We start from the raw sequence: 20,267 nt of genomic DNA on the forward strand, positions 1-20,267 counted from the left end.
TTTACTCATTTTCATCATACTGTGTCCCGTAGGAGAATGAAATCACCAGATTGATTTTCCATTCGGAGATCGTTTCAACGGCAAATTTTATCTGGATAACATAAACAAATATTGATATATTAGGCGATAATCAAAGCAGACAATATCCTCAGGCTCAGGTAAAATGATGCTTTCGTTCACCGACCACCACAAGACTCATGGTCGACGCGAGTTCCTCCGGGTGGGAGGCTTGGCGTTAGGTGGGCTGACGCTGCCGGAAATCCTGTCGGCAAAAGCACAGGCTGCCGGTTCGGGGACGTTGCTGAAAAATAAATCAGTCATCTTCCTGTTTATGCATGGCGGACCAAGCCAGATCGAGACGTTTGATCCGAAGATGGATGCCCCCGCAAATATCCGCAGTGCCACTGGTGAAGTGACAACCAAAATTCCTGGTGTGACCTTTGGCGGGACTTTTCAGAAGCTGTCTCAACTGGCGGATCGAATGTCAATCGTGCGTTCTTATCGCACGGGCGACAGTCGCCATGACATCAAGCCGATTGTGCATAAAGATACGCTCGATGCAAATCTTGGTTCACTCTACTCGCGAGTGGTTGGTGCGAATCATCCCAAGAATGGAATGCCGACCAACGCAGTACTCTTCCCGCGGGCCATTGATGAGAAGATGATGCCCGCCATCACGAAGTTCGGTAAATTTGATTCACATGGTTCGATGGGCAGCGCTTATACCCCCTTCGTTCCCGGTGCAGGTGGTGACCTGCAATCGAACATGAGGCTTTCCATTCCTCAAAATCGGCTCGATGATCGTAAATTGTTATTGTCAAACCTGGATCGTGCTCGCTGGGCAGCAGACAAAAGTGAATCCTTTACCGCGTCTTCGCATCTACAGCAACAGGCCTTCGATGTGATCATGGGAGGTGTTTCCAAAGCCTTCGATTTATCTAAGGAAGATCCCAAAATCGTCGCACGTTATGATACTGCACCACTGGTCAAGCCAGATCAAATTGACAAACGCTGGAAGAATTACGAACGTTATGTCGTTAATGCGCAATCACTGGGAAAACTGTTATTAATGGGACGTCGCCTTTGCGAAGCCGGTTGTAGTTTTGTGACAATCACGACGAACTTTGTGTGGGATATGCACGCTGACAAAAATAACGCTGGCGTTGCAGAAGGCATGGACTACATGGGGGTTCCCTTCGATCATGCCGTGTCTGCTTTCATGGAAGATGTACATGACCGCGGGCTCAGTGATGACATTCTGCTGGTCTGTTCCGGGGAAATGGGGCGCACTCCGAAGTTGAACAAAAATGGCGGCCGCGATCACTGGGGTAATTTATCGCCTTTGATGCTATCAGGCGGTGGTTTAAAGATGGGGCAGGTCATCGGCCAGTCCACGCGTCATGCCGGTGAACCACAGACTGAGCCCATCGAACGTAAAGATCTCGTCACGAGTATCATGCATACTCTGTTCGATCTGGGTGAACTTCGCATTACCCGTGGCGTGCCAAATGAAATCATCCAGGTTGCCTCGGCTGGTAAGATCATTCCAGGACTCTTTTAATAGCCGTGCTATTTTTTGAGTACGGCACTCAACTTTTCTTTCATGCCCAGCCATTTTGTATCCGAAGCGACAAGCAGACCATCAGGGCCGATAAGGAAATACGTGGGGACCGAGCTGATCGCCAGTTGGCGTGCCATGTCAGACTCGTCACCAAGGTAGTTTTGCGACCAGTTCCAACCACCTTGCTCTACGAGGGTCTTTGCTTTAGAAGAATCTTTGTCGATATTCAATCCTACGAGTGTAATCGGCTTATCTGAGAGGTGGTCTATGGTTGCTTGAATATCTGGCATCGTCTTGAGACAGGGAACGCACCAACTTGCCCAGACATGCATCAAGACATAGCGTCCTTCCATATCTTTGATAGAATTCTCGCGCCCCGTTGTGTCTGTGAATTTATAGATCTGCATGTTCGCACCTACCCGTGGGCCGACCCGGCAGGCCACTTCAATATTTCCAATATCTTTCTTTCCCGAAGCAATATCGGATGAAGTCACGTTGATCGTGATAACCTTTTCTCCAACCGTTTCAACAAGGCACCCCGCAGGTTGTTCATATAACCTCAGCACAAGATCGTAAACGCCAGGGGGCACTCCGCTGATATGAAGTTGGCCATCAGGTGCCAGCTTTACGAAGTAATAGGGCCGAGTTCTCAACCAATCATAACGATTTGGATCCAGGAACCAGGATGCCTGGGCAGGGCCATTTGGGTTAAAACTGAGAATCGGAAAATCTCTTGGCAGTTTGATACCACCATCACGTCGAATCAGATAATTAAGTGACCAGTTCTTATTCAGAGCTGCTTCGCCACGGCCTGTCGCTACAACTTTGCCTGTGACGGTAGTTCCCTTTCCACCTAGAGTGAGCCTTTTATTTTCGCCCGGTTGTAGATCGAGAGGAATTGCCTGACTCGATGTTAATGGCGAATCTCGCCAGGGGCCGAGATATGCTTGGATGCTTCCCGCGATTGGGGGTAGACGTTTGAATTCAAACCCACCGTCTGCATCTGTAAGAGCACTATAGGAATCCTGGAATCGGGGTTCCCCCAGCTTTCCATCCCGCACTGGACGAAAATAGATCCATTGGTCTGAGACGGGTTTTCCATCTTGGAATAACCTGCCCGAAACTTTGGCCCAGGGTTGCAACTGAATCGTGCCTATTTTTTCATTTGGTTTTCGAAGCACTTCAGCGAAACCAATGTCGTGAATGACGCGAACGCGGATCGGTTCGAATGTAGCCGCCAGTTGAAATCGTCCCGCTTTTGATGTCTTGATTTGTTGTCCACTCCATTCGAGCTTGTTGTTGTTTATGTGAGGTACGATGCTAGGTGTGCCTTGGACCACGACCGCAGAGGGTACGGGTTTTCCATCCTTGTCTAGAACAAGGCCTTCATGTGCTTTAGCTGGTTCCAGAGAAAAGTTTTGTGTAACGCGACTATCTCCCAGGGCGAACGAGTTTTCACTCATCGCCGAACGATAACCGTCGGCATCAATTCGAATTTGGTGTCGACGATCATACATACCATCATTCAGCTCGATTTCATAAATGCCATTTTCACCTGGAACAGAGCGATTAAACGAGGTAGATAAAAATTGGGGACGGAACACGATTACAGGAACAGCTCGAAATTCTTTGATTGGTTTTCCAGTTTCAGCGTCTGTGACTTTACCGGAAGCGATCAGGGGCGGAGCGAGTTTGATAACATGTTCTGCTTCCGTAGCAACTAGTGTCACAGTTTTTGAAGCAAGTTTCTTGGCATAAATCTCATAAGTTACAGCATCGTCGGGAGCCCAGTCCCACACATACACACCCTTCTCATCAGAATGGACGGGTATCCGAGAATTGAGAACATTGGGGTGTCGGTGATTATAAAGCGATTCTACACCGCGCCACTTCCCCAGGCTGATCCTGGCCTTGGGAACGGGTTTTCCGTTGGAGTCCACGATCTTCAGGGTAAGGCGTTTTCCAGGCTTCATTTCGAAAGAGAGTGGTTCCATCGCTTTGGTGGCATTGACGATTTGGCGTACTGGCATAAATCCCGGAGCGACGACTGTGATGGGATGTTTTCCTGGTGGGAGCGGGATGGTTTCGAAATGTCCCTTGTTGTCGATCTCAACTTCGTGAATTGTAGAGCCATAGTAGGGCTCGTCGTGCCAGATAATTAATCCCTTTGTCACAGGGTCACCGGCGGTGTTGATGACAGTACCACGAATCGCAACACCAGGAGAGAGTACGATTTTGCCACTTCCGTCTCGCAGTAATGGTGTGGTCAATTTTTGCTGGTCCTGCAATTCTCCCCATTCTGAATCACTAATGTAATCTTGATGTGTGAATTTGAGGCGGAATTGATAGTCTTCACCGGCGGGTTTTGCTGGTGCATTTTTAATGCTCCATTTTCCCATTTTATTTGTGATCACCGTTGTCTGTTTAGAATCGTTGTCAGTCAGATATGAACTGATGATGGATTTGGGGTTTACCGTCCACAAGGGTTCGGGAGATGTTACTTTGACGTCGACGACCACATTGGGTATAGGCTGATTATTCTTATCAACAACAGTGCCACTCAATTTGGTTCCACGTGCCAGTTGAAATTTAAATTGCTCTGGTATCCGCTTGCCTTGGTCGTGAGTGCCCTGGGCAAAATTGACAAATTCTGAGACGTATCCTGGCTTACTAGCCCACAGTCGAAGGATATGCAGCCGGCGTGGAATTTTGAGAGTCACGAGACCGTCAGAACTCGTAACATGGTCTGAGTTGGGTGAACGTTCCCCCTTGTAATCATCGAGATACCAGAGAGACCTGTGTAACTTGGCGCCTTTAAGTGGTTTGCCATTTTCGTCACGAATCGAAATGGTCATTGTGCGGGTTTCATCGTTCGTGCTCTCTTGTGGAGCGGCTTTGTCTACAGCTGACTTTGAGTTGTCTGGTTCGACTTTGGGTATCTCTGCCACTTCGGTTGACGTTTCGTTGTCCACGACGAGGGGATTCTGTGATGGTTCATCCTGAGATCGCAGGCGCATTGATCCAATGATCGCAACAACGACCATTGCCGCTACCAAAAGTCTTCGCGCTGCCTTTGGTGAAAGTGAAATGTGACTGCGCGCAAGATCAAGGAGTGCCAAGATGCGATGTTCTACATGAGCACGATGTGACATTCCAATGGCCGTAGTGTAATTTTGATTTTGATGCTGATAAGATCTTGCGACATCTAACAAAACATCGGCATAGTCTGTTGGTCGCTGTCCACTGGCAAGCACAAGATCATCGCAGGCCAGCTCCTGGAGCTTACGCATTTGAAGCAGGCCAATCCAGCAAATGGGGTTAAACCAGAACAGGGTACAGACAACACCCGCGATGGATTGAGTCAGTATGTCATGTCTTTTCGCGTGTGCTAATTCATGTAACAAAACAAGTCGGCAACGCGCCGAGTTCCAAAGAACGGCATCTTTTGGCAGTAAAACAATCGTGCGAAAGATGCCAGTCACCATTGGTGATTGTGTAACGTCGAGTCTTCGTAGTTCAATACTTCGGTGGAAGCCGAGAGACTGCGCAGCGTCGGCCGCGGCGCGTGCCCACTCTTGCTTGTCAACCAGAGTGCTACGACGCAGGGTACGCGCCAGTAACCATTGAAACCAGGCAGTTCTCAACAGACAGAAAAAAATACCGCTAACCCAAACGAGGATCATGACTAGATTCCAGGAAATTACAAACGTGCCAGATTCATTTACCGTGGTGGGACGATTTTTGTTTTGCAATTCGGTTGAAATTACGGCCTCCTGTGGACGAACCGGTTCCCACTCCGATGGAGTTGGTGCAGCATGAGGAATTTGAAAATTGTGCGGATTCATCGGTTCATCAGACAGCACAGTGGTATCTCCACTGGTTGGATTTACGATACGATTCGAATTGGCGGTGTTGCTGCTGGTCGCGGTTCCATCATAATTCAACTGAGCACCCCAGGAACGCGGCAGAATGGCTAATGACCATGAGGGTGAAAAAACAGTGATGATGGGGATCACAAGGCATCCGCAAAATGCCAACGTCCATAGTCGATGGAGTACCGCTGCGGATCGTGTTTTCATCAGGTGTGCAATGACCAGCGTTGCCATGAGTAAGACAAAACACTTGATAGACAAACCGATCAGCAGAAATGAAGCCATACCATCGGTGAATCCAAAAAGAGAAAAGTCATCACCAGTCGTTAGGAAGAGACCGTGATTCATATTATCTGCCTTCTTTACGGGCGCGTTTAATGGCCTGCTCTAATCGATCCAGGTCTTCTTCAGTCAGAGTTTTAGCCGAATCATCAATGAGTGCCGCTAAGGCATTGCCGGGCGACTTCGGAAAGAATGTTTCCATCACACTCCGTAGTGCAGAACGGCTGGCTGTGCGCTTGGACTTTACAGGAGAATAGATGTGCTTCACACCACTGCGATCACGGTGTACGAAGCCTTTGCGTTCAAGTTGCCCGATCATGGTTCTGACGGCTGAATAGCTTGGAGGGTCTGTCAGTTTTTCGCGTACTTCAGCCACAGATGCCTTTTCGAGTTGATATAAAACATCCATGATTTGTTGTTCGCGTGCTGCCAATTCGCGTTTTCTCTTCTTTTCCATCGTTTTATCCAAATGAGTGTCAATTCATTAACATGTGTCATTGTATTGACACTAATTTTACTTGTCAAGAAAATAATTCAATGAAAGCAATATGCGATTAATTTCAGTTGACAAATTATTTTTGTTCACATCATCAAGTTTCTTATTTCAGCTAATGGCTCTGATAAGCGACAGACTGGATGACGAATGAGCTTCGCCAATATTTCATATTTCGGCAATCACATTTTCACACAAGTGTTGTAAATAACCTTTTGAAAAAAAGTCTAACTCACCAACTAAGAACATCACTGTGCATACCCAGTACAAATTCGACGGGCCAACCTACTTCGTCACTTGTTTGCAAATAACAAGGGCAACCCACGGCAATCCTTTTAGCGTTCACATAGTAACCCTGTGACACATTGAAAACTTTATTACTTATGGAGACATAATTGTGCTGCGAAGAAACCAAAGGTCTAACGGATTTACCCTGATTGAATTATTAGTTGTGATTGCGATTATCGCGATCTTGATTGCATTGTTGCTTCCGGCCGTTCAACAGGCGCGAGAAGCCGCTCGTCGCAGTTCCTGTAAGAACAATTTGAAACAGATAGGTATTGCGATGCACAACTATCACGATGTGCATAACACATTGCCTCCCGGTTATTTGGATAATGATCCCATTGCCGACACAGAAAATCGTAATCTGCTGGGCTGGGGAACGTTCATATTACCATTCATCGAACAGTCGGCTCTGTACAATTCAATTGGGGAAGTGGGTGGTTTCGATGTCAACTGGACCTCGATTACAGAGATGACCACTGCCAGTGCCACTGTACCCACACCCTATGCCAAAGTGATTCTCAAGTCGTTCATTTGTCCCTCGGATCCGATGGGGGGTATTAATACCGATGTATTAAATTATGGAAAATCCAACTACACCGGTGTGGCCGGCAATACGTATCGAACCTCTGCCGCAGGTGTGAAACCGACAGGAACTTTTTATGACAACTCGAGTGTCCGTTTTCGTGATATCAGAGATGGTTTAAGTAACACGATCATCATCGGTGAACGGAGCACAGAGGGAACAAAAAACGGCACCATCTGGATTGGCAATTATTCTAATGGCGCCTATTACACACAAAACGCGATTACATCACCGACGAGTGCCTACTATGGCATCAATGGGAGTGCAGGTTCCTGGAACTTTACCAGCTCGCATACAGGTGGGGCACACTTTCTCTTGGGAGATGGATCAGTTCGATTCATCAGCGAAAACATTTTTCTGGGTACCTATGGCGATCTTGGTTATATCGCTGATGGTGATGTAATCCCGGAATTTTAATTCGTTGTTGCTTTCTGACGAATCAATAAGCTTGTCAAACAGAGTACTTCGTTCTGCTTGGGCGTTGTACTCTGTTTATCCCTCGATTTCAGACACTTCACTTTACACGTTTAGGCACTATGAAAAACATTGCGATTCTATTTTTTGTCACGATCATGGTCAGTTGCAGCAGTAACGCACCCCAGGCCGAAGTCAGTCCCGGTCTGACAAAAGACCAACTTGCTCCCACACTCAAAAAGATTGCTGAAACGGGAAAATATGACACCGTTTTGGAAGACTTAACAATCGGGTTAGAAAATGCAGGTCATATGGAAGAAGCAGTCTCAGTCCAAAATTTTCCAGAACTCTCCGATCCGGAGGATGTCAAAAAGCTCGCTTCGAAACTTGCTGACTCTCTCTCGAAATAAGGTGCAATGTTCTCTGTAGAACACACACGAGTGCTTTGAAGTTGTGGTTGAGATTTTGTGGGTTCTAAGGAACTCGCTATTCTTCGACCACAATTTCGACACCCGATAACAGGGTTCTGTCTTTGATTGCTTTGAGCTCAATGCCAAGGCTGGTAGAAGCCAGAACGCCTTTGAATTCACGAACAATGGCGCGGTTAGCACCATTGGCTTCTTTGACGACATCCAGTTCCCGGAGTACTGGTTTGCCTTGCAGGCTGACATCGAAGACACGTTTACCCGGTTGTTTCTCATCTGGTTCCAGAAAGTAGAGACGGACAGTATAGGTTTTTTCTTTTGTTGGTGTTGAAGAGAGCGTGATTTTCAGAGAAGAGGCTCCCTCAGCTCCCGAAGCGGCGACCCATTTCAGGTCGCCTTCTTCCACAAATGCCGAATGCTTGTGGAAGTAACTTGGGCTCTTACCACTCAATTTTATCGAGACCACCGGCGATGAGCCTCCCACATTGGGATAGTCGAGCCAGAGTGTGCCGTTCTCTGCTTGTCTGTCACCAGGAGCCCCCAGGTTAACGCCAAGTTTTTGCACTTGGTCTTTCTTTGCGTTAAGAGCCAAGGCGCTGTAACTCCAGACTTCGGATTCCGGCACGTGCGTCAGTGCCATAGAAGTGAAGAGTGAATAACCACAACTGCAACCATGGGCCATGTTGGGCGAGTTGAGTACACCGTTCGCGGGAATCAGACTGTTTCGGCACCCGCTACGGAAACCTTCCAGCCGAGAAGTATTGGTACTGTCAATGTCACAGAATCCCGCGGAGGCCGCACGGAAGGTCATCAAGTGTGGACTGGCAATTGCATAATTACAGTGATGTCCATCCTTTGTAAATTCCCAGGGAATTGGTTTTCCGGTGATAGGATTGGTGCGGAGAATCGGTTCACCAGTTTCCAGATCGTATGACATACCTGGACCTCTCTGATCCAGAATACGATCGTTCCAAACGATGATCTTGTCCCACAATGTTTCGGGGTGTCCGCGAAATCCTCGGCCTTTGGCGTACTTTTTCCAAAGTTCTGAGCCATCTTTGCCTCGGAACGCTGAGATACTGTCACGATTTGTGATGAGCAGCACGTCTTTCCTGTCGCTATAGGATAACCAGGTACCCACAACGTCGGTCTGGTGTTTCCATAATTCTTTCCCCGTTTTTACGTCGATGGCTTTGATGTATCGTTCTGACAGCGCTTCAGGAATTTCGCCTCGTCGCTTCCAGTCGGTATAGAGGTCTTTCAGGGCGCCATCAAAGACATAGATGCGATCGCCACTCAATGAGACCACAGGGAAACTTAAATCGGCCTTGTGTGTCCAGACAACCTTACCGGTGTGGCGATTCATCGCTACTAATTCCAGTGGTAGCTTACCGTATTTCTCGCCAATTTTTTTGGAAATTCGAAAGGCGGAGGTCAACATGAGATCTTTATGGATACGAATCCGTCCCCATTGGTCTTCGGGGTTGGGTAGTTTCATCACAGTTAACGTTTTACCGGTTGCCGGATCGATTCGCCGGCACGTATTCTGACTGGTCACCAGATAGAGGCCGTCTTTGATAGCAATAAAATGATGGCCGACCACTTTTTTATTGTAACCTTGCCCGCGACGTCCGGGGTTATCTTCAGGTGTTTCTTCCAATGGAATTTGCCAGAGAATACGACCAGTATAGACATCGACGGCCGTTAATTTTCCGGGACCCTGCAGAAACATGCGGCCTTCGATCACCGCCATACTGGGCCCCCAGTCATGACGATTGTAAAACAAATCTCCGTGCCCGGCAGGTCCACCGAACCAAAGTACTCCCAGCGGCGCTTTGACCAATTCATCGCGCGACATCAGCGTGTTAGATGCATCACCGTACTCGTGTGTCCAATTAGCGGCTCCGGGCAATGCACCGACACGCGACAGGAGCGCGAACCCATTTGCTCGTTTCAGGTCCGCTTGCGGTAGTTCTTTGTTGGTAACCCTTGTCGAAAGTTGAGTGTAGGCGTTGTCAGCCAACTCAAGACACGCTTTACCACCATAGGGGCGTAGCGATTTAAAGATCGTTTGCCAAACTTTTGAGTCTGGTGTTTTGCCAAGTATGGATAAATCCTCTGAAAGGATTAATTCAGCCATATAGGCAGGCAGTTCAAACTTTAAAGGGTCCCCGTGATACACAACGACGCGCGATCCATAAACGCCCGCGGAATCAAATTTGGCTCGTAATTGTTCGACTTTGGCTTTATTTGGTTCGACGGCAATGATGGTCAGCTTTGATTGCTGAATCAGTTCCTCTATCAATTGCCCGCTTCCGGTTCCCAGCACGAGGCAATACCCGTTATCGGGTTTTGTCAGTTGCATTAACTGATTGGTTTTATCAGTCCAATCATTTTGTTTCGTAGCCAACTTATGAATGTCTTTGGGGAAAGATTGCGGTTCGATCTGTTTGTCGCTGAAACAGAACAAGCCCCCTTCTTGAGTGACAACGACCAGCTTACCATTGGCGGCAATCATCGTGGCGGGTTGGCCTTTCACAGTCTGACTCCAGCTGACCGTAGCCCCTTTGCCATCCTCAGACAGATCAAGGGCAAAAACCTTGTCGGCTTGATGACCGTAGAGTCGATTACCGGCTTTCAAATCGAGCTGCGCTGGGTGTGTTTTGATCCATTCAGCGTATTGTTCTTTCGGAATCTCATGTAACTTTTGTAGAGGTAGATTCCAAAGTTGTACAAGTACTTTTTTCGTGATGACTTTTCCGCGGCGGTCTTTCGCTTCAACAGTCTTCAGGTTCTTCAAGTCATAGGCAACGACACTCCCACCACGACCAAAATAGACGGCTTCCTCAGTCAAGACTGGATTGCGGGCAGGAACGGAGAATTCCTTTTTGGCGTCCATCCGGAATGTCGAACCGCCATGAAAAATGTATGGTCCGATTGACGAGACGTGGTAATTAGTGGCACGGCTGCCATACGAATGTGAGATAAATTGATCGGTCTTAAGGTCGAGACAGGCTGCGATGGAGCGTCCACAAGGGATCAAAAGTCGATCTTGATTCTTGACAAGGTACCCCTGAGGTGTGAGATCCTTAAGCGTCTTGATTTCCGGTTGAGGTGCTTTGATTGCTTTGCCAGATTGTGCATCCAACGTGTAAAGGAAAGTTCCTTCGAAAGGCCAGACACCACAAGTGAAATAGATCTTACCGTCTGACAGTACGGCACCACCGCGGATAGGCCAGACGGAAGAAAGTCGTTCATTTGCCAGGGCTTTGCGGTTGTTGGGAGCGGCACGAAATTTCCACCTCAGCGTGCCATCATCTGCATTGAGGCAGTAAAAGTGACCATCGTCGGCTGCAAAGTACACGTTTTTTCCGGCGACGATAGGGGCGAATCGAACGGGGCCGTTGGCATAAAAATTCCACTTCTGCTTTCCATTGGAAAGGTCAAAGGCCCTTACGGAGTCGTTCCGAGATGAGCCGACAAACAATGTCTGACCGACGATGACTGGTTCATAATGTGCGTCAAATTGAATACGTGGATCTTCCGGCCAGGCCGGTTTGAGCGGTCCCAGATCCCGTGACCATTGCAGATGCAAGGCATCTGGTAGTTGTTCGGAAGTCACCGCCGTTCGCTGTGCATTTTTCCGCCAGGTGGGCCAGTCTTCGGCTTGTGCCGGAGCTGTGGTGACGAGAATACTCAAAAAGCAGAACCAAACAAAATGAGTCACACGCAAAACAGTAGCAGACATGCACAAACTCCCTTGAAGAAATGATTCGGTCTGTCAATTTTTATAGCAGTTTGAAATACACACGGTGGGAATGCGGTTGAAATCGTGGAATTTAAAGCCTGATTAGATCATTACCAATCAGTGACCTCTGATATCTTAGACTACCTGACAAAGAACTGTTTTAACAGGGAAGTTTGCCAACTTAATCATAAATTCATGAGCGCAGGCAACCCCAATCGTCTCGCCAGTTTTGAGCATCATCAAAATGATGAATTTGGTCTGTTGTTTTCTGAGTCATCCTGAAAAGTTGCCAGCACAAGACGACAGATTCGACAATCGTTTAGGGTGTTAATACTGAGAGCTTTTTGCGCACCAAGTCAGATTGACTGTCATCAAGAACTTGCCAGCAGGCGAGACCATTGCCTACCAGATCATACTCGTCAAATTTCCAGACGATCTTTCTGTTTCTATCGAGCTCAATAATCTGTGGATTGTCTGGCCCCGCATGGCAGTTGCCAATAATCAGGTTGCCGTTATCCAGCTCCTGCAGGCAAGTCGTCCATTTGAGTTGGACATCGGTCTTTGGTACCCGGCCCCTGATTTCCCAGACAACCTTTTTTTCGGGAGATACTTCTACCACGCTATTGCCGCTACCCGAGGCGATGAGCGTATTCCCATTTTTTAAGCGGATCGCGCCGTAAACGCGCGTCTTAATCAAGTAGTCCCAGACGACCTCACCTTTTCGATTGTATTCGGTGACAACACCAGGTTGTTCTGAGCAAACGAGGTAGTTGCCTTGCGGCGTGATCCGAACCAGCCGTGTCGACTGTGTGCCTCCTTTTTTTAGTGGGAATTGATGCTCGATTTTTCCATTCTGATCGACCTCGATAATTCGTCCGACCCCACTCTCAGTGATCATGGTATGACCGTTGGGTAATCTCGCAAACGCGTGGACATCGACGCGTTTCCCTTTGTTCCCATTCATGGTTGCCGAATCGTAGCTCCAGACGACCTGCTTGTCCAAAGTCATCTCAGTGGTTGTAGTCCAGCTGTCGTGATAAAGGATGTTCCCATTGGGCAGCAGGTGGATGTCATGATGGCCTGCATGGCCCTTAGAGGGACCAGCGGTTTTGTGAGACCAGATCACGTTGCCTTGCTGATCGCAGATGGCGATAATATTTTTTCCATAGGATGCACTCACCAGGACCAACCGTTCGGCGTATGCAGATGCATTGACAAGCAGGCATGTGAGAATCATTGCGAAACAGGTAAAGCGTTTCATAGTTTGTTCAAATTTCTAATAGATGTAAATTCGATTGTGAAAGGACACCGATCTCTGACATTCGTATCATGATATCGTCGGATTTCGTTGGATGAAACTTAAAAACGTGTGTTAGTTACGGTGATAGACGTGTATCGTGCAACGTGATATCATGATGGAGTGGCATATTTGAGTTGTTTTCCTTTAATCGCCTGCCCTTAGAGACTCCCTCCTGATTCACGAACTGAGCGACAATAGACATTGGTCGGCAGTTTTATTTCCACCGAGGTTTGACATCAATGAAACTGAAGACCGTACTATTCGAATTGTTGTTACTGCTACTGATCAGTTCGTCTACCAGCGCTCAAAATCGACCAGAGCCCGACTCTCAATCCAGCACAGGAGTCACCTTTTATGTGATGGGCGATGTACCCTACAAACCACATGAAGATGCGCGGCTTCCACAACAGATTGCTGCCATTCCGAAAGATGCCGAGTTTGTGGTTCACCTGGGTGACATTAAAGGGGGGAGTGCTCCTTGTGACGAAGCCGTTTATAACAAAGTGTTTGGCATGCTAAGCAAGTCTGTTGTGCCGGTATTTATCATTCCCGGGGATAATGAGTGGAATGACTGCACACATCCGGAGCAGGCCTGGAAGCTTTGGGAAAAATACTTTATGCGATTTGATCGTCGCTGGCAGCATTCCCTGCCTGTCTTCCGACAATTGAAACGCGAAGAGAACTTTTCATTTGTGAAAAGCAACGTTCTGTTTATCGGACTGAATATCGTTGGTGGCCGCGTTCACGATCCAAAAGAGTGGAAACAACGGCATGTAGACAACCTCGACTGGGTCCGTCGCAACCTGCGTCGCTTCGGGGCGGATGTGAACAGTCTGGTTATTTTTGGACATGCCAAACCGATTGCAGTTCATAACGATTTTTTTTGCCCTTTCAGTAAAGAGGCGAACGATTTCAAAAAGCCGATTCTCTACATTCACGGCGACGGACATGTTTGGATCTACGATCGCCCCTTTAAAGCGAAGAACATTTTGCGAGTCGAAGTTGACCAGGGTGGTATTGCTCCACCTCTCAAGATCACTGTTACCGATGACAAAACAAACCCATTCCAATTTGATCGACGCAACGGCAAGCCGTTGAAATAAAACAGGTAATCCAAAGTAGATCCTGGCAAATGTGTTCCTGCTGACTGATATGAAGGACCGAAGATCGTCTCTTGCAAGACTATTGCTTCCTCATCAGTCGTTTTGTACTATTTGCCAACGACTGTCACCAACTTTTTTTACAGGAGGTAATTGAGCCATGATCACTGTTGGCATGAATTATCACGTTATTGAAGGTAAGCAACAATCATTCGAAGACAAATTTGCCGGCGTGATTGACGCACTCAAGGCTGCTGAAGGTCACGACAGTTCGACTTTGTGGAAAGATGTCAGCGACGGTGCTTCATATTTGATTACCAGCGAATGGTCTGACGAGCAGGCATTTAAAGACTTCATCCAGAGTGATGCCTTCCGGGCTGTCACCAACTGGGGAAAAGAAGAAATCCTTTCCGGCCGACCACAGCATAAGGTTTATAAGCATTAGAGCACACTTTACGAAGCTGTATGGCCTATATTCTCAGTTCGACTGGTTCTGAAATTTCTATGTGAAATCCGAGTTCGGCAAGAGATAATAAAAGTGTCACTGATAAGATTATTGTAGATAGTGAAGTTATTTTCGTCGACGAAAAATCATTTCATATTCCGCGGTCCCTGCGTAATTTGTGGCACGTCTTGCAAACACAAGCTCCCATCCAGATTCGCCCCATGAGTTAAGGTCTTCTTCTAAGGCAGAATCTTTAGGAGATCGGATTGCGTATTCCCATTCCTTCTGACCTTCTAGTTGAACGAGCTGAGCTGTAAGGATGGCTCCAAGCAGCACAAATAACGTGACCACATGCCATGATTTGATTTCTCTGCTTCTATGAGTGACATTTATTGATTTTCGTTCATCATTCGAAAATTCGTCTCGAGGCGGTGAGGGATTCATTTTGTTTGAAGCCGGTGTCTTAGGCAGTGCTTTAGGAGTTTTTGTTTCTTTTTCTGTGATCGTACTAAGTGTTTGGCACTTTAAGCAACGTGCTTTTTTCCCAAGAAACTCATCAGGAGTTTCCTCGGTATGGGAACAGTTTGAGCAAATGAAAATCGCCATGAATAGGCCCCTTTAGTTCTTGAGTGTGTAGAGTTAATGATAGCGATTTTATACAAATATATACTATCAATCAATGAGCCATAATCCAAAAAATCGTGCGTAATAAATTTTTTTATTTCAGCCACAATCAAGAATGTTTTTCATTTATTAAGTCAGAAATCGCAGAAGCGAAATTGGTAAGAAAATAGACTTTGAATGGCCAATATCTCGTAGCCATTTTTTATTTGAGGTACGCAATAACGAACAAACGGTGGTTACTTCTTGGGTCGTACTTAATCAGACCTGATTGACCTCCCATTGATTTTATGACTAAGAGGAATCAGTAGTGAAGTCCAGAATCAGCGCACACATGCGGTTGATTGCGGCGCCCGGTATCTCTGTGTAACAAGGAAGAAACACGGTTTGCTTCAACAGTTCTGTTGCTGTCGGGCTATTGAGTTCTGGATGATCAGGCGGTGGCGAGACAATCTCTAATCGACCACGTTGTGTCGTGTCAAAGCTATGTTTTCTTAAGAAATTAATGAGTGCTTCAGGTCGATCAGTGATATAGGGGAACAACCAGAAAGAGTGTTGGTTATTGAGTAGTTCCGGTTGTAAGTTCTCGAGTCCCAGCTTTGCGACGATAAGTTGCGCGTGTTTGATACGTCGAGCGATGCGTTGAGAATCGTAGGTCTCCAGGCGGCGTTTTAGAAGTCTGAGTGTTCCTGTAGTTGGCTGTTGTCGCAATTGGGGTAACAGACTGTCGTCTGAGAAGCCGCGCGTCATTCCGCCGAGAATATCATTGACATTTTTTCTAAATCGCTTGCCGATCTTGACGATTGCACCAAACAGAATTCTCATAGAAATGATTTTGAGAAAAGCGACTTTAAAACAATCTAATGCCAACTTCCTGGCAGGATATACAGGCTCCTGGCTCTGAATGTCGCGCATCCGCGTCAGAATTGTTAAGTCTTTTATGCGGCAGAGCGCGCCTCCTAATGCTGTGGCTGTTTTAATGGTTCCGAAGCTGAACAGGCTGGCGTCTGCCTGTTCGTTGCCCCGCCAATCTGGTTCACACCAGGCTTCTGCGCAGTCTTCAACTACAAACAAATTGTGCTCATGAGCAAAGTTCAGCACTTCCTGCATGTCGGGACGCGCACCAAACAGATGAGCGATTACTAGAATCCGCGACTTGGAAGTAACCGCTTGCTGGAGAGAATCTATGTCAATGTGATAGTCACTGCCGCAGACATCGACTGGTACAGCGACAAGGTTATGAGCTTTCGCAATGCGTGGCATGTCTCGAATCGTGATAGCAGAGAAGAGAACCTCCGATCTCTCAGGTAGCGCGAGCGCCTGTAGCAGCAGGTCGAATCCGCTCCGAACTGAGAGACATGCCAAGGCATCGTTTTGGCCTTCCGACCAGAGATCTTCTAACTTCTCTTGTACTGTTTCTCTTTTTCCAGGTGCGAACGAGCCGAAGAAGCCATAGCATAAATCTCGCCAGCCAATATCAAGTCTTAAGCGTATCCACATTTCCTTATCGTACATAAACTGAAATATAATATAGCCATGAACAAGATTGTCCTCTTCAATATTCACCCACAGTTTTACCGTCGGCGGGAGTATTGAGTGCCTGGAGCAATCCAGGGCCGATCTTCTCTAAAATGAAACGCACGCTCCCATCGCCAATTAAAAAGTGTGCCCCACCGGTGAATGGACTCCCAAATCCATGTTGGCTTTCGCGAAAGTTACGCGGATCTCCTCAGGGTTTAATGTTGGATTTGATTTCACTCACTCGGATTGTATTCAGAATTCCATCATTCGAGCCGTTTAATGATATCTTGGGCTCTGGTTTCAAAAATAGCCTGCCATTCGGGGGCCAGCATGCAGTCGCTGTCTTCCTGGGCGCCACCCACATTTTTGAGTTGTGCGGCGGTGGGGGCGTAGTAGATGTAGCCGTTGGTGTAGCCGGCTACGAACGTATTTTCGTGTGGTGATTTTTTCTTGATGTTGAGGCCGATTCCGACGGTTAGTTCAGCCGGGAAGGTAATCATCCGGAAGTCACCCACTTTGATTCCCAGCACTTCGACATCCACCGTTTTCTTCTTGGCGGCGGTATTGCGGGCTTGATGTTTGTTTAACAATCTCAGGTTGGTTTGACTGATGGAGAGTTTTTCCATTGTGTAGATATTGCGAATGTAGCGCTCCAGATTTGCCCGATTTTCTGCATCGAGTTGCTTCAGGTCATCGCGGCCCAGTTTTTCTTCCAGCAGATAGCGATGTGAATAATAGGAGGGAAAATCTTTGTGCAGATTGTATTTCACAACCAACGGAATAAAGGTCTTCAGATTAAGACTCGTTCCTCGTAACGATTTCATCAGTTTTTCCTGTTCGGCTTCCAGGGCTTTGATGCGTTTTGCGTTGTTGGAACGGGGTAATGCCAGTGTTTCGTTGATGACTTTCAAATCGCCCGCATCAGTGCATTTGATTTTTCGCACTGCCTTCAATGTGCTGAGTCCGAGCATGTTACCTAAGGTTTCGGCATCACGGGGGTTGTCGACATCTTTATACATCACCGGGTTAATATCACCACCACAGCCTTGCACGAACAGGGCGATTGTACCGTCGCTCAGGTTGTCTTCAATCACTTGTGAAGCAAAGCCGGACATATCCGCAGTGTTTCCCTTGTTGGGAACCCCCTGAATGGGATGGCAGGCGAAGTTATACACAACTGCCAGAGTCTCTCCATTTTTTTTGTCGAGTTTCAAAATGCCGATTTCCGGATCAATGGGACCAACTTTAGCGACTTCTTCATCGGGCGGCAGTGAATAAGCATGACGCACGTCTGCTTCCTTGCCACTTTTCAGAATGAGCCTGCGGTTTTCCATGACGCGGTCTTCATGTCCGGTACCGACACCGACATTGACGGGGACCAGTTTTTTTGCGGCTTCTTTTACAGCTTGAACAGTCCGTTGCTCCACGTCAGCGCAGACGACTCCATGACAGTGGCTGGCATTGATCATGACATTGGCGGGTTTGATCTTGAGGTCTTTCTCCAATTGAGTCCGCACATTGTCCAGATATTCGTTGCGGATCGAACCAATTTCGGCGATGGCGACAGCATCGACGGTTACGATCGCGGCAGTGGTATCACCGTCTTTGATAACCAATGCTTTCACATACAAGGGGTCATTCACCAGCTTGACATTGCGATTCGTAATATCAACTTTCGCAGCTCCCGCCATCAGTTGGCCTGCTTTGGCAGTCGTTTGATGTAATGAACCGAGGACAGTGAGCAGGAATACGTAACTTATCAGTTTGAGGTTTGATCGAGAATTTGTTGATGCAGCTAAGAGTGAATTCATGGTGTTTGATCTTTGTATATCTGGTGATCGTTGTCGCGGAAAATATTGTACTTTTAGACAATGAAAAAAATTTTATGATCGTTTCAGTTTACCTGAGCCGATGATGTTCAAGCATCTGTTCTTTTGGAAAAAAGTCGGATTAAAACAAAACTTCCCAAGTGACGGTCGAGAAAAGTTCACAAGAATTTCCTATGGTCTGTGCTGCTGCATGAAGACTACTTCAAATCGAAATTATATTCGCTCTCGCCTTCTTTGACTTTCGCGGTGAGACCACTGGTTGCTTCGCCACGGTACTTTGCCGGCACATTGGTCAAGCCACTTTGAGTCTGGGCTTTGGCTGGAGTGAAATCACTGGGAGGCGTGATGAATAGTGTGTAATCACCGACGGGAAGAGAACCTTCCAGGGTATAAGATCCATCTTCTTTCAAGTCTCCTCCAGCACCGACTCCGGTTTTAGCGGAATTAAAATTGATGCGACAATCGGTTAACGGTTTTCCATTGAGCGTAATTTTTCCAGAGGCGGTACCCATTTTGGGGGTATCGGCATTACTGCCTGTACAACCGACGAAGGTAGTCAATGCGAATAGAGTGAGAAAGCAGAGTTTCCAGCAACAGAATCGGGTTAATGCAATATCAGAACTGCGAATCATAGGCAACATGTAAGCTTCTCCTGGTGGTTCATAACGTTAACTGAACACAGTCTCTAGTTTAAAAGCAGACACACACAATCGGTCGTTATCCGCCTGTGTGTATTTGGGTTGAAACAACATCATTTAGAACTCACCGACAACCAGTCCGTCATTCAATGTGCCCAATGAGAGTAGGGTCGTGAAATTGAGGTTATCCGAAATGAATCGCACCGCTCCATCAGCCAGCAGCACATGCACGCCTCCTACGTGATATGACGTTAGAGGACCGTTATTAAATCCTGCGCCCGTATAGGCAGGTGCAGTTTTGGGATTCGAGGCATAGCGAATCGTAACGATTCCCCCACCTCCATAACCATTGCCCCCGGAAGTGCCTGGAAATCTGAAGCCGGACCAACCACCGGATAGATTCTTACGGCGGTCGTCTCCTGCAATTGAGCCAGAGTCTTCGCCTACGATGATTGTGTTTGATGTTCCATCGGTACAGTCTCGTATCCGCATGACGTTTCCAATTTGTAACATACCATTCTGAGCCATCGTTCCATAAAACGTATTCACTTGAGCCCTGGTATTACTGGCCGCATCAAAAGGAGCAATGGTCTCGCTAAACGCCCCCCCGATGCCGACGTAGTCCATTGTCATTCCGACTTGCGAGCCGCTTGGAGTTGGATGCCGACCTCCTACCGTTCCCACATAAAAAGAATCTAATGGACTGGAAGGGCATTTATACACATTCACGAATGCTTTATCTAACGCTTCATTGGATCCCGGTCCGGTACCATATCCACCGCCGCCCGTCCAGGTATTCGTTGTGTTATAGCCGCGACCATCGGCAGGTGTCTGAGTCAGTTGATTGTAAAGGGGAGACTGGTCGATGTATGGCAGGATGGATGATCTCCAGTTCGCTTGCCACATATTGTATTGAGAACCTATCGGGAATGTCGTAAATGCATCATGGTAATTATGCATTGCCAAACCGATTTGTTTCATGTTGTTCTTGCAGGCACTCCGTCGTGCAGCTTCACGTGCTTGTTGAACGGCGGGAAGCAGTAATGCGATGAGTATGGCTATGATCGCTATCACAACCAGCAATTCTATCAATGTGAATGCTTTACGATTCATGAGGGATTTCCTTTTACTTAAGCTAAGAAAACAA

At 47.3% G+C, this 20,267-nt stretch carries 14 protein-coding genes and 1 pseudogene; 5 read left to right on the forward strand and 10 right to left on the reverse strand.

Going from position 1 to position 20,267, the window contains the following annotated elements; all coding sequences use genetic code 11:
- Positions 1–163: 163 nt before the first annotated feature.
- On the forward strand, positions 164–1,561 hold the full coding sequence (locus V202x_RS00190) for a DUF1501 domain-containing protein (RefSeq protein WP_232098742.1): 1,398 nt from the start codon (positions 164–166) through the stop codon (positions 1,559–1,561).
- An 8-nt stretch (positions 1,562–1,569) separates the two neighbouring features.
- Here V202x_RS00190 and V202x_RS00195 read toward each other — a convergent pair whose 3' ends face one another.
- Together V202x_RS00195 and V202x_RS00200 are read right to left on the reverse strand one after the other, a co-directional pair.
- Positions 1,570–5,781, reverse strand: coding sequence for a M56 family metallopeptidase (locus tag V202x_RS00195; protein ID WP_145170091.1), 4,212 nt, complete (start codon positions 5,779–5,781; stop codon positions 1,570–1,572).
- A 1-nt stretch (position 5,782) separates the two neighbouring features.
- Positions 5,783–6,172, reverse strand: coding sequence for a BlaI/MecI/CopY family transcriptional regulator (locus tag V202x_RS00200; protein ID WP_145170093.1), 390 nt, complete (start codon positions 6,170–6,172; stop codon positions 5,783–5,785).
- Positions 6,173–6,605: 433 nt separating this feature from the next.
- Here V202x_RS00200 and V202x_RS00205 point away from each other — a divergent pair, with 433 nt between their 5' ends.
- A complete protein-coding gene (locus V202x_RS00205; protein WP_145170095.1) occupies positions 6,606–7,496 on the forward strand; it encodes a DUF1559 domain-containing protein in 891 nt (296 codons plus the stop codon).
- A gap of 119 nt (positions 7,497–7,615) precedes the next feature.
- Complete coding sequence (locus tag V202x_RS00210) at positions 7,616–7,903, forward strand: hypothetical protein (protein WP_145170097.1); 288 nt, start codon at positions 7,616–7,618, stop codon at positions 7,901–7,903.
- 76 nt (positions 7,904–7,979) lie between these two features.
- Here the strand turns inward: V202x_RS00210 and V202x_RS00215 are convergent, their stop codons facing one another.
- Together V202x_RS00215 and V202x_RS00220 are read right to left on the reverse strand one after the other, a co-directional pair.
- Positions 7,980–11,666 (reverse strand): PQQ-binding-like beta-propeller repeat protein, encoded by a 3,687-nt coding sequence (locus V202x_RS00215; RefSeq protein WP_145170099.1) that lies wholly within the window; start codon positions 11,664–11,666, stop codon positions 7,980–7,982.
- 319 nt (positions 11,667–11,985) lie between these two features.
- The gene (locus tag V202x_RS00220; RefSeq protein ID WP_145170101.1) at positions 11,986–12,927 is read right to left on the reverse strand and encodes a PQQ-binding-like beta-propeller repeat protein; all 942 of its coding nucleotides are present in this window, start codon (positions 12,925–12,927) and stop codon (positions 11,986–11,988) included.
- A 278-nt stretch (positions 12,928–13,205) separates the two neighbouring features.
- On the opposite strand from V202x_RS00220, the gene V202x_RS00225 reads away from it, so the two are divergent.
- Positions 13,206–14,069 (forward strand): metallophosphoesterase family protein, encoded by an 864-nt coding sequence (locus V202x_RS00225; protein ID WP_145170103.1) that lies wholly within the window; start codon positions 13,206–13,208, stop codon positions 14,067–14,069.
- Between the two features lie 157 nt (positions 14,070–14,226).
- Positions 14,227–14,511 (forward strand): antibiotic biosynthesis monooxygenase family protein, encoded by a 285-nt coding sequence (locus tag V202x_RS00230; RefSeq protein WP_144979622.1) that lies wholly within the window; start codon positions 14,227–14,229, stop codon positions 14,509–14,511.
- A 126-nt stretch (positions 14,512–14,637) separates the two neighbouring features.
- On the opposite strand, the gene V202x_RS00235 is transcribed toward V202x_RS00230, so the two are convergent.
- From V202x_RS00235 to V202x_RS00260, 6 genes and pseudogenes are all read right to left on the reverse strand, one after another.
- A complete protein-coding gene (locus V202x_RS00235; RefSeq protein WP_145170105.1) occupies positions 14,638–15,117 on the reverse strand; it encodes a hypothetical protein in 480 nt (159 codons plus the stop codon).
- Positions 15,118–15,426: 309 nt separating this feature from the next.
- Positions 15,427–16,632 carry a DegT/DnrJ/EryC1/StrS family aminotransferase gene (locus V202x_RS00240; RefSeq protein ID WP_197993137.1) on the reverse strand — a complete coding sequence of 402 codons (1,206 nt, stop codon included), beginning with the start codon at positions 16,630–16,632 and terminating at the stop codon, positions 15,427–15,429.
- A 55-nt stretch (positions 16,633–16,687) separates the two neighbouring features.
- A pseudogene (locus V202x_RS28075) lies at positions 16,688–16,834 on the reverse strand (H-X9-DG-CTERM domain-containing protein); the annotation flags it as partial.
- 82 nt (positions 16,835–16,916) lie between these two features.
- Positions 16,917–18,464: a hypothetical protein gene (locus tag V202x_RS00250; protein WP_197993138.1), complete on the reverse strand. Its 1,548-nt coding sequence runs from the start codon at positions 18,462–18,464 to the stop codon at positions 16,917–16,919.
- Between the two features lie 215 nt (positions 18,465–18,679).
- The gene (locus V202x_RS00255; RefSeq protein ID WP_145170109.1) at positions 18,680–19,123 is read right to left on the reverse strand and encodes a hypothetical protein; all 444 of its coding nucleotides are present in this window, start codon (positions 19,121–19,123) and stop codon (positions 18,680–18,682) included.
- Positions 19,124–19,237: 114 nt separating this feature from the next.
- Positions 19,238–20,233 (reverse strand): DUF1559 domain-containing protein, encoded by a 996-nt coding sequence (locus tag V202x_RS00260; RefSeq protein WP_145170111.1) that lies wholly within the window; start codon positions 20,231–20,233, stop codon positions 19,238–19,240.
- Positions 20,234–20,267: the final 34 nt, after the last annotated feature.

Source organism: Gimesia aquarii (assembly GCF_007748175.1).
Classification (GTDB): Bacteria; Planctomycetota; Planctomycetia; order Planctomycetales; family Planctomycetaceae; genus Gimesia; species Gimesia aquarii_A.

Bases quoted from the DNA above. Each gene is read 5' to 3' on its own strand.
- V202x_RS00235 (WP_145170105.1), bottom strand. From the start codon at position 15,117: ATGGCGATTTTCATTTGCTCAAACTGTTCCCATACCGAGGAAACTCCT.
- V202x_RS00210 (WP_145170097.1), top strand. From the start codon at position 7,616: ATGAAAAACATTGCGATTCTATTTTTTGTCACGATCATGGTCAGTTGC.
- V202x_RS00195 (WP_145170091.1), bottom strand. From the start codon at position 5,781: ATGAATCACGGTCTCTTCCTAACGACTGGTGATGACTTTTCTCTTTTT.
- V202x_RS00230 (WP_144979622.1), top strand. From the start codon at position 14,227: ATGATCACTGTTGGCATGAATTATCACGTTATTGAAGGTAAGCAACAA.
- V202x_RS00255 (WP_145170109.1), bottom strand. From the start codon at position 19,123: ATGTTGCCTATGATTCGCAGTTCTGATATTGCATTAACCCGATTCTGT.
- V202x_RS00260 (WP_145170111.1), bottom strand. From the start codon at position 20,233: ATGAATCGTAAAGCATTCACATTGATAGAATTGCTGGTTGTGATAGCG.
- V202x_RS00200 (WP_145170093.1), bottom strand. From the start codon at position 6,172: ATGGAAAAGAAGAGAAAACGCGAATTGGCAGCACGCGAACAACAAATC.
- V202x_RS00220 (WP_145170101.1), bottom strand. From the start codon at position 12,927: ATGAAACGCTTTACCTGTTTCGCAATGATTCTCACATGCCTGCTTGTC.
- V202x_RS00215 (WP_145170099.1), bottom strand. From the start codon at position 11,666: ATGTCTGCTACTGTTTTGCGTGTGACTCATTTTGTTTGGTTCTGCTTT.
- V202x_RS00225 (WP_145170103.1), top strand. From the start codon at position 13,206: ATGAAACTGAAGACCGTACTATTCGAATTGTTGTTACTGCTACTGATC.
- V202x_RS00250 (WP_197993138.1), bottom strand. From the start codon at position 18,464: ATGAATTCACTCTTAGCTGCATCAACAAATTCTCGATCAAACCTCAAA.
- V202x_RS00190 (WP_232098742.1), top strand. From the start codon at position 164: ATGATGCTTTCGTTCACCGACCACCACAAGACTCATGGTCGACGCGAG.
- V202x_RS00240 (WP_197993137.1), bottom strand. From the start codon at position 16,632: ATGTGGATACGCTTAAGACTTGATATTGGCTGGCGAGATTTATGCTAT.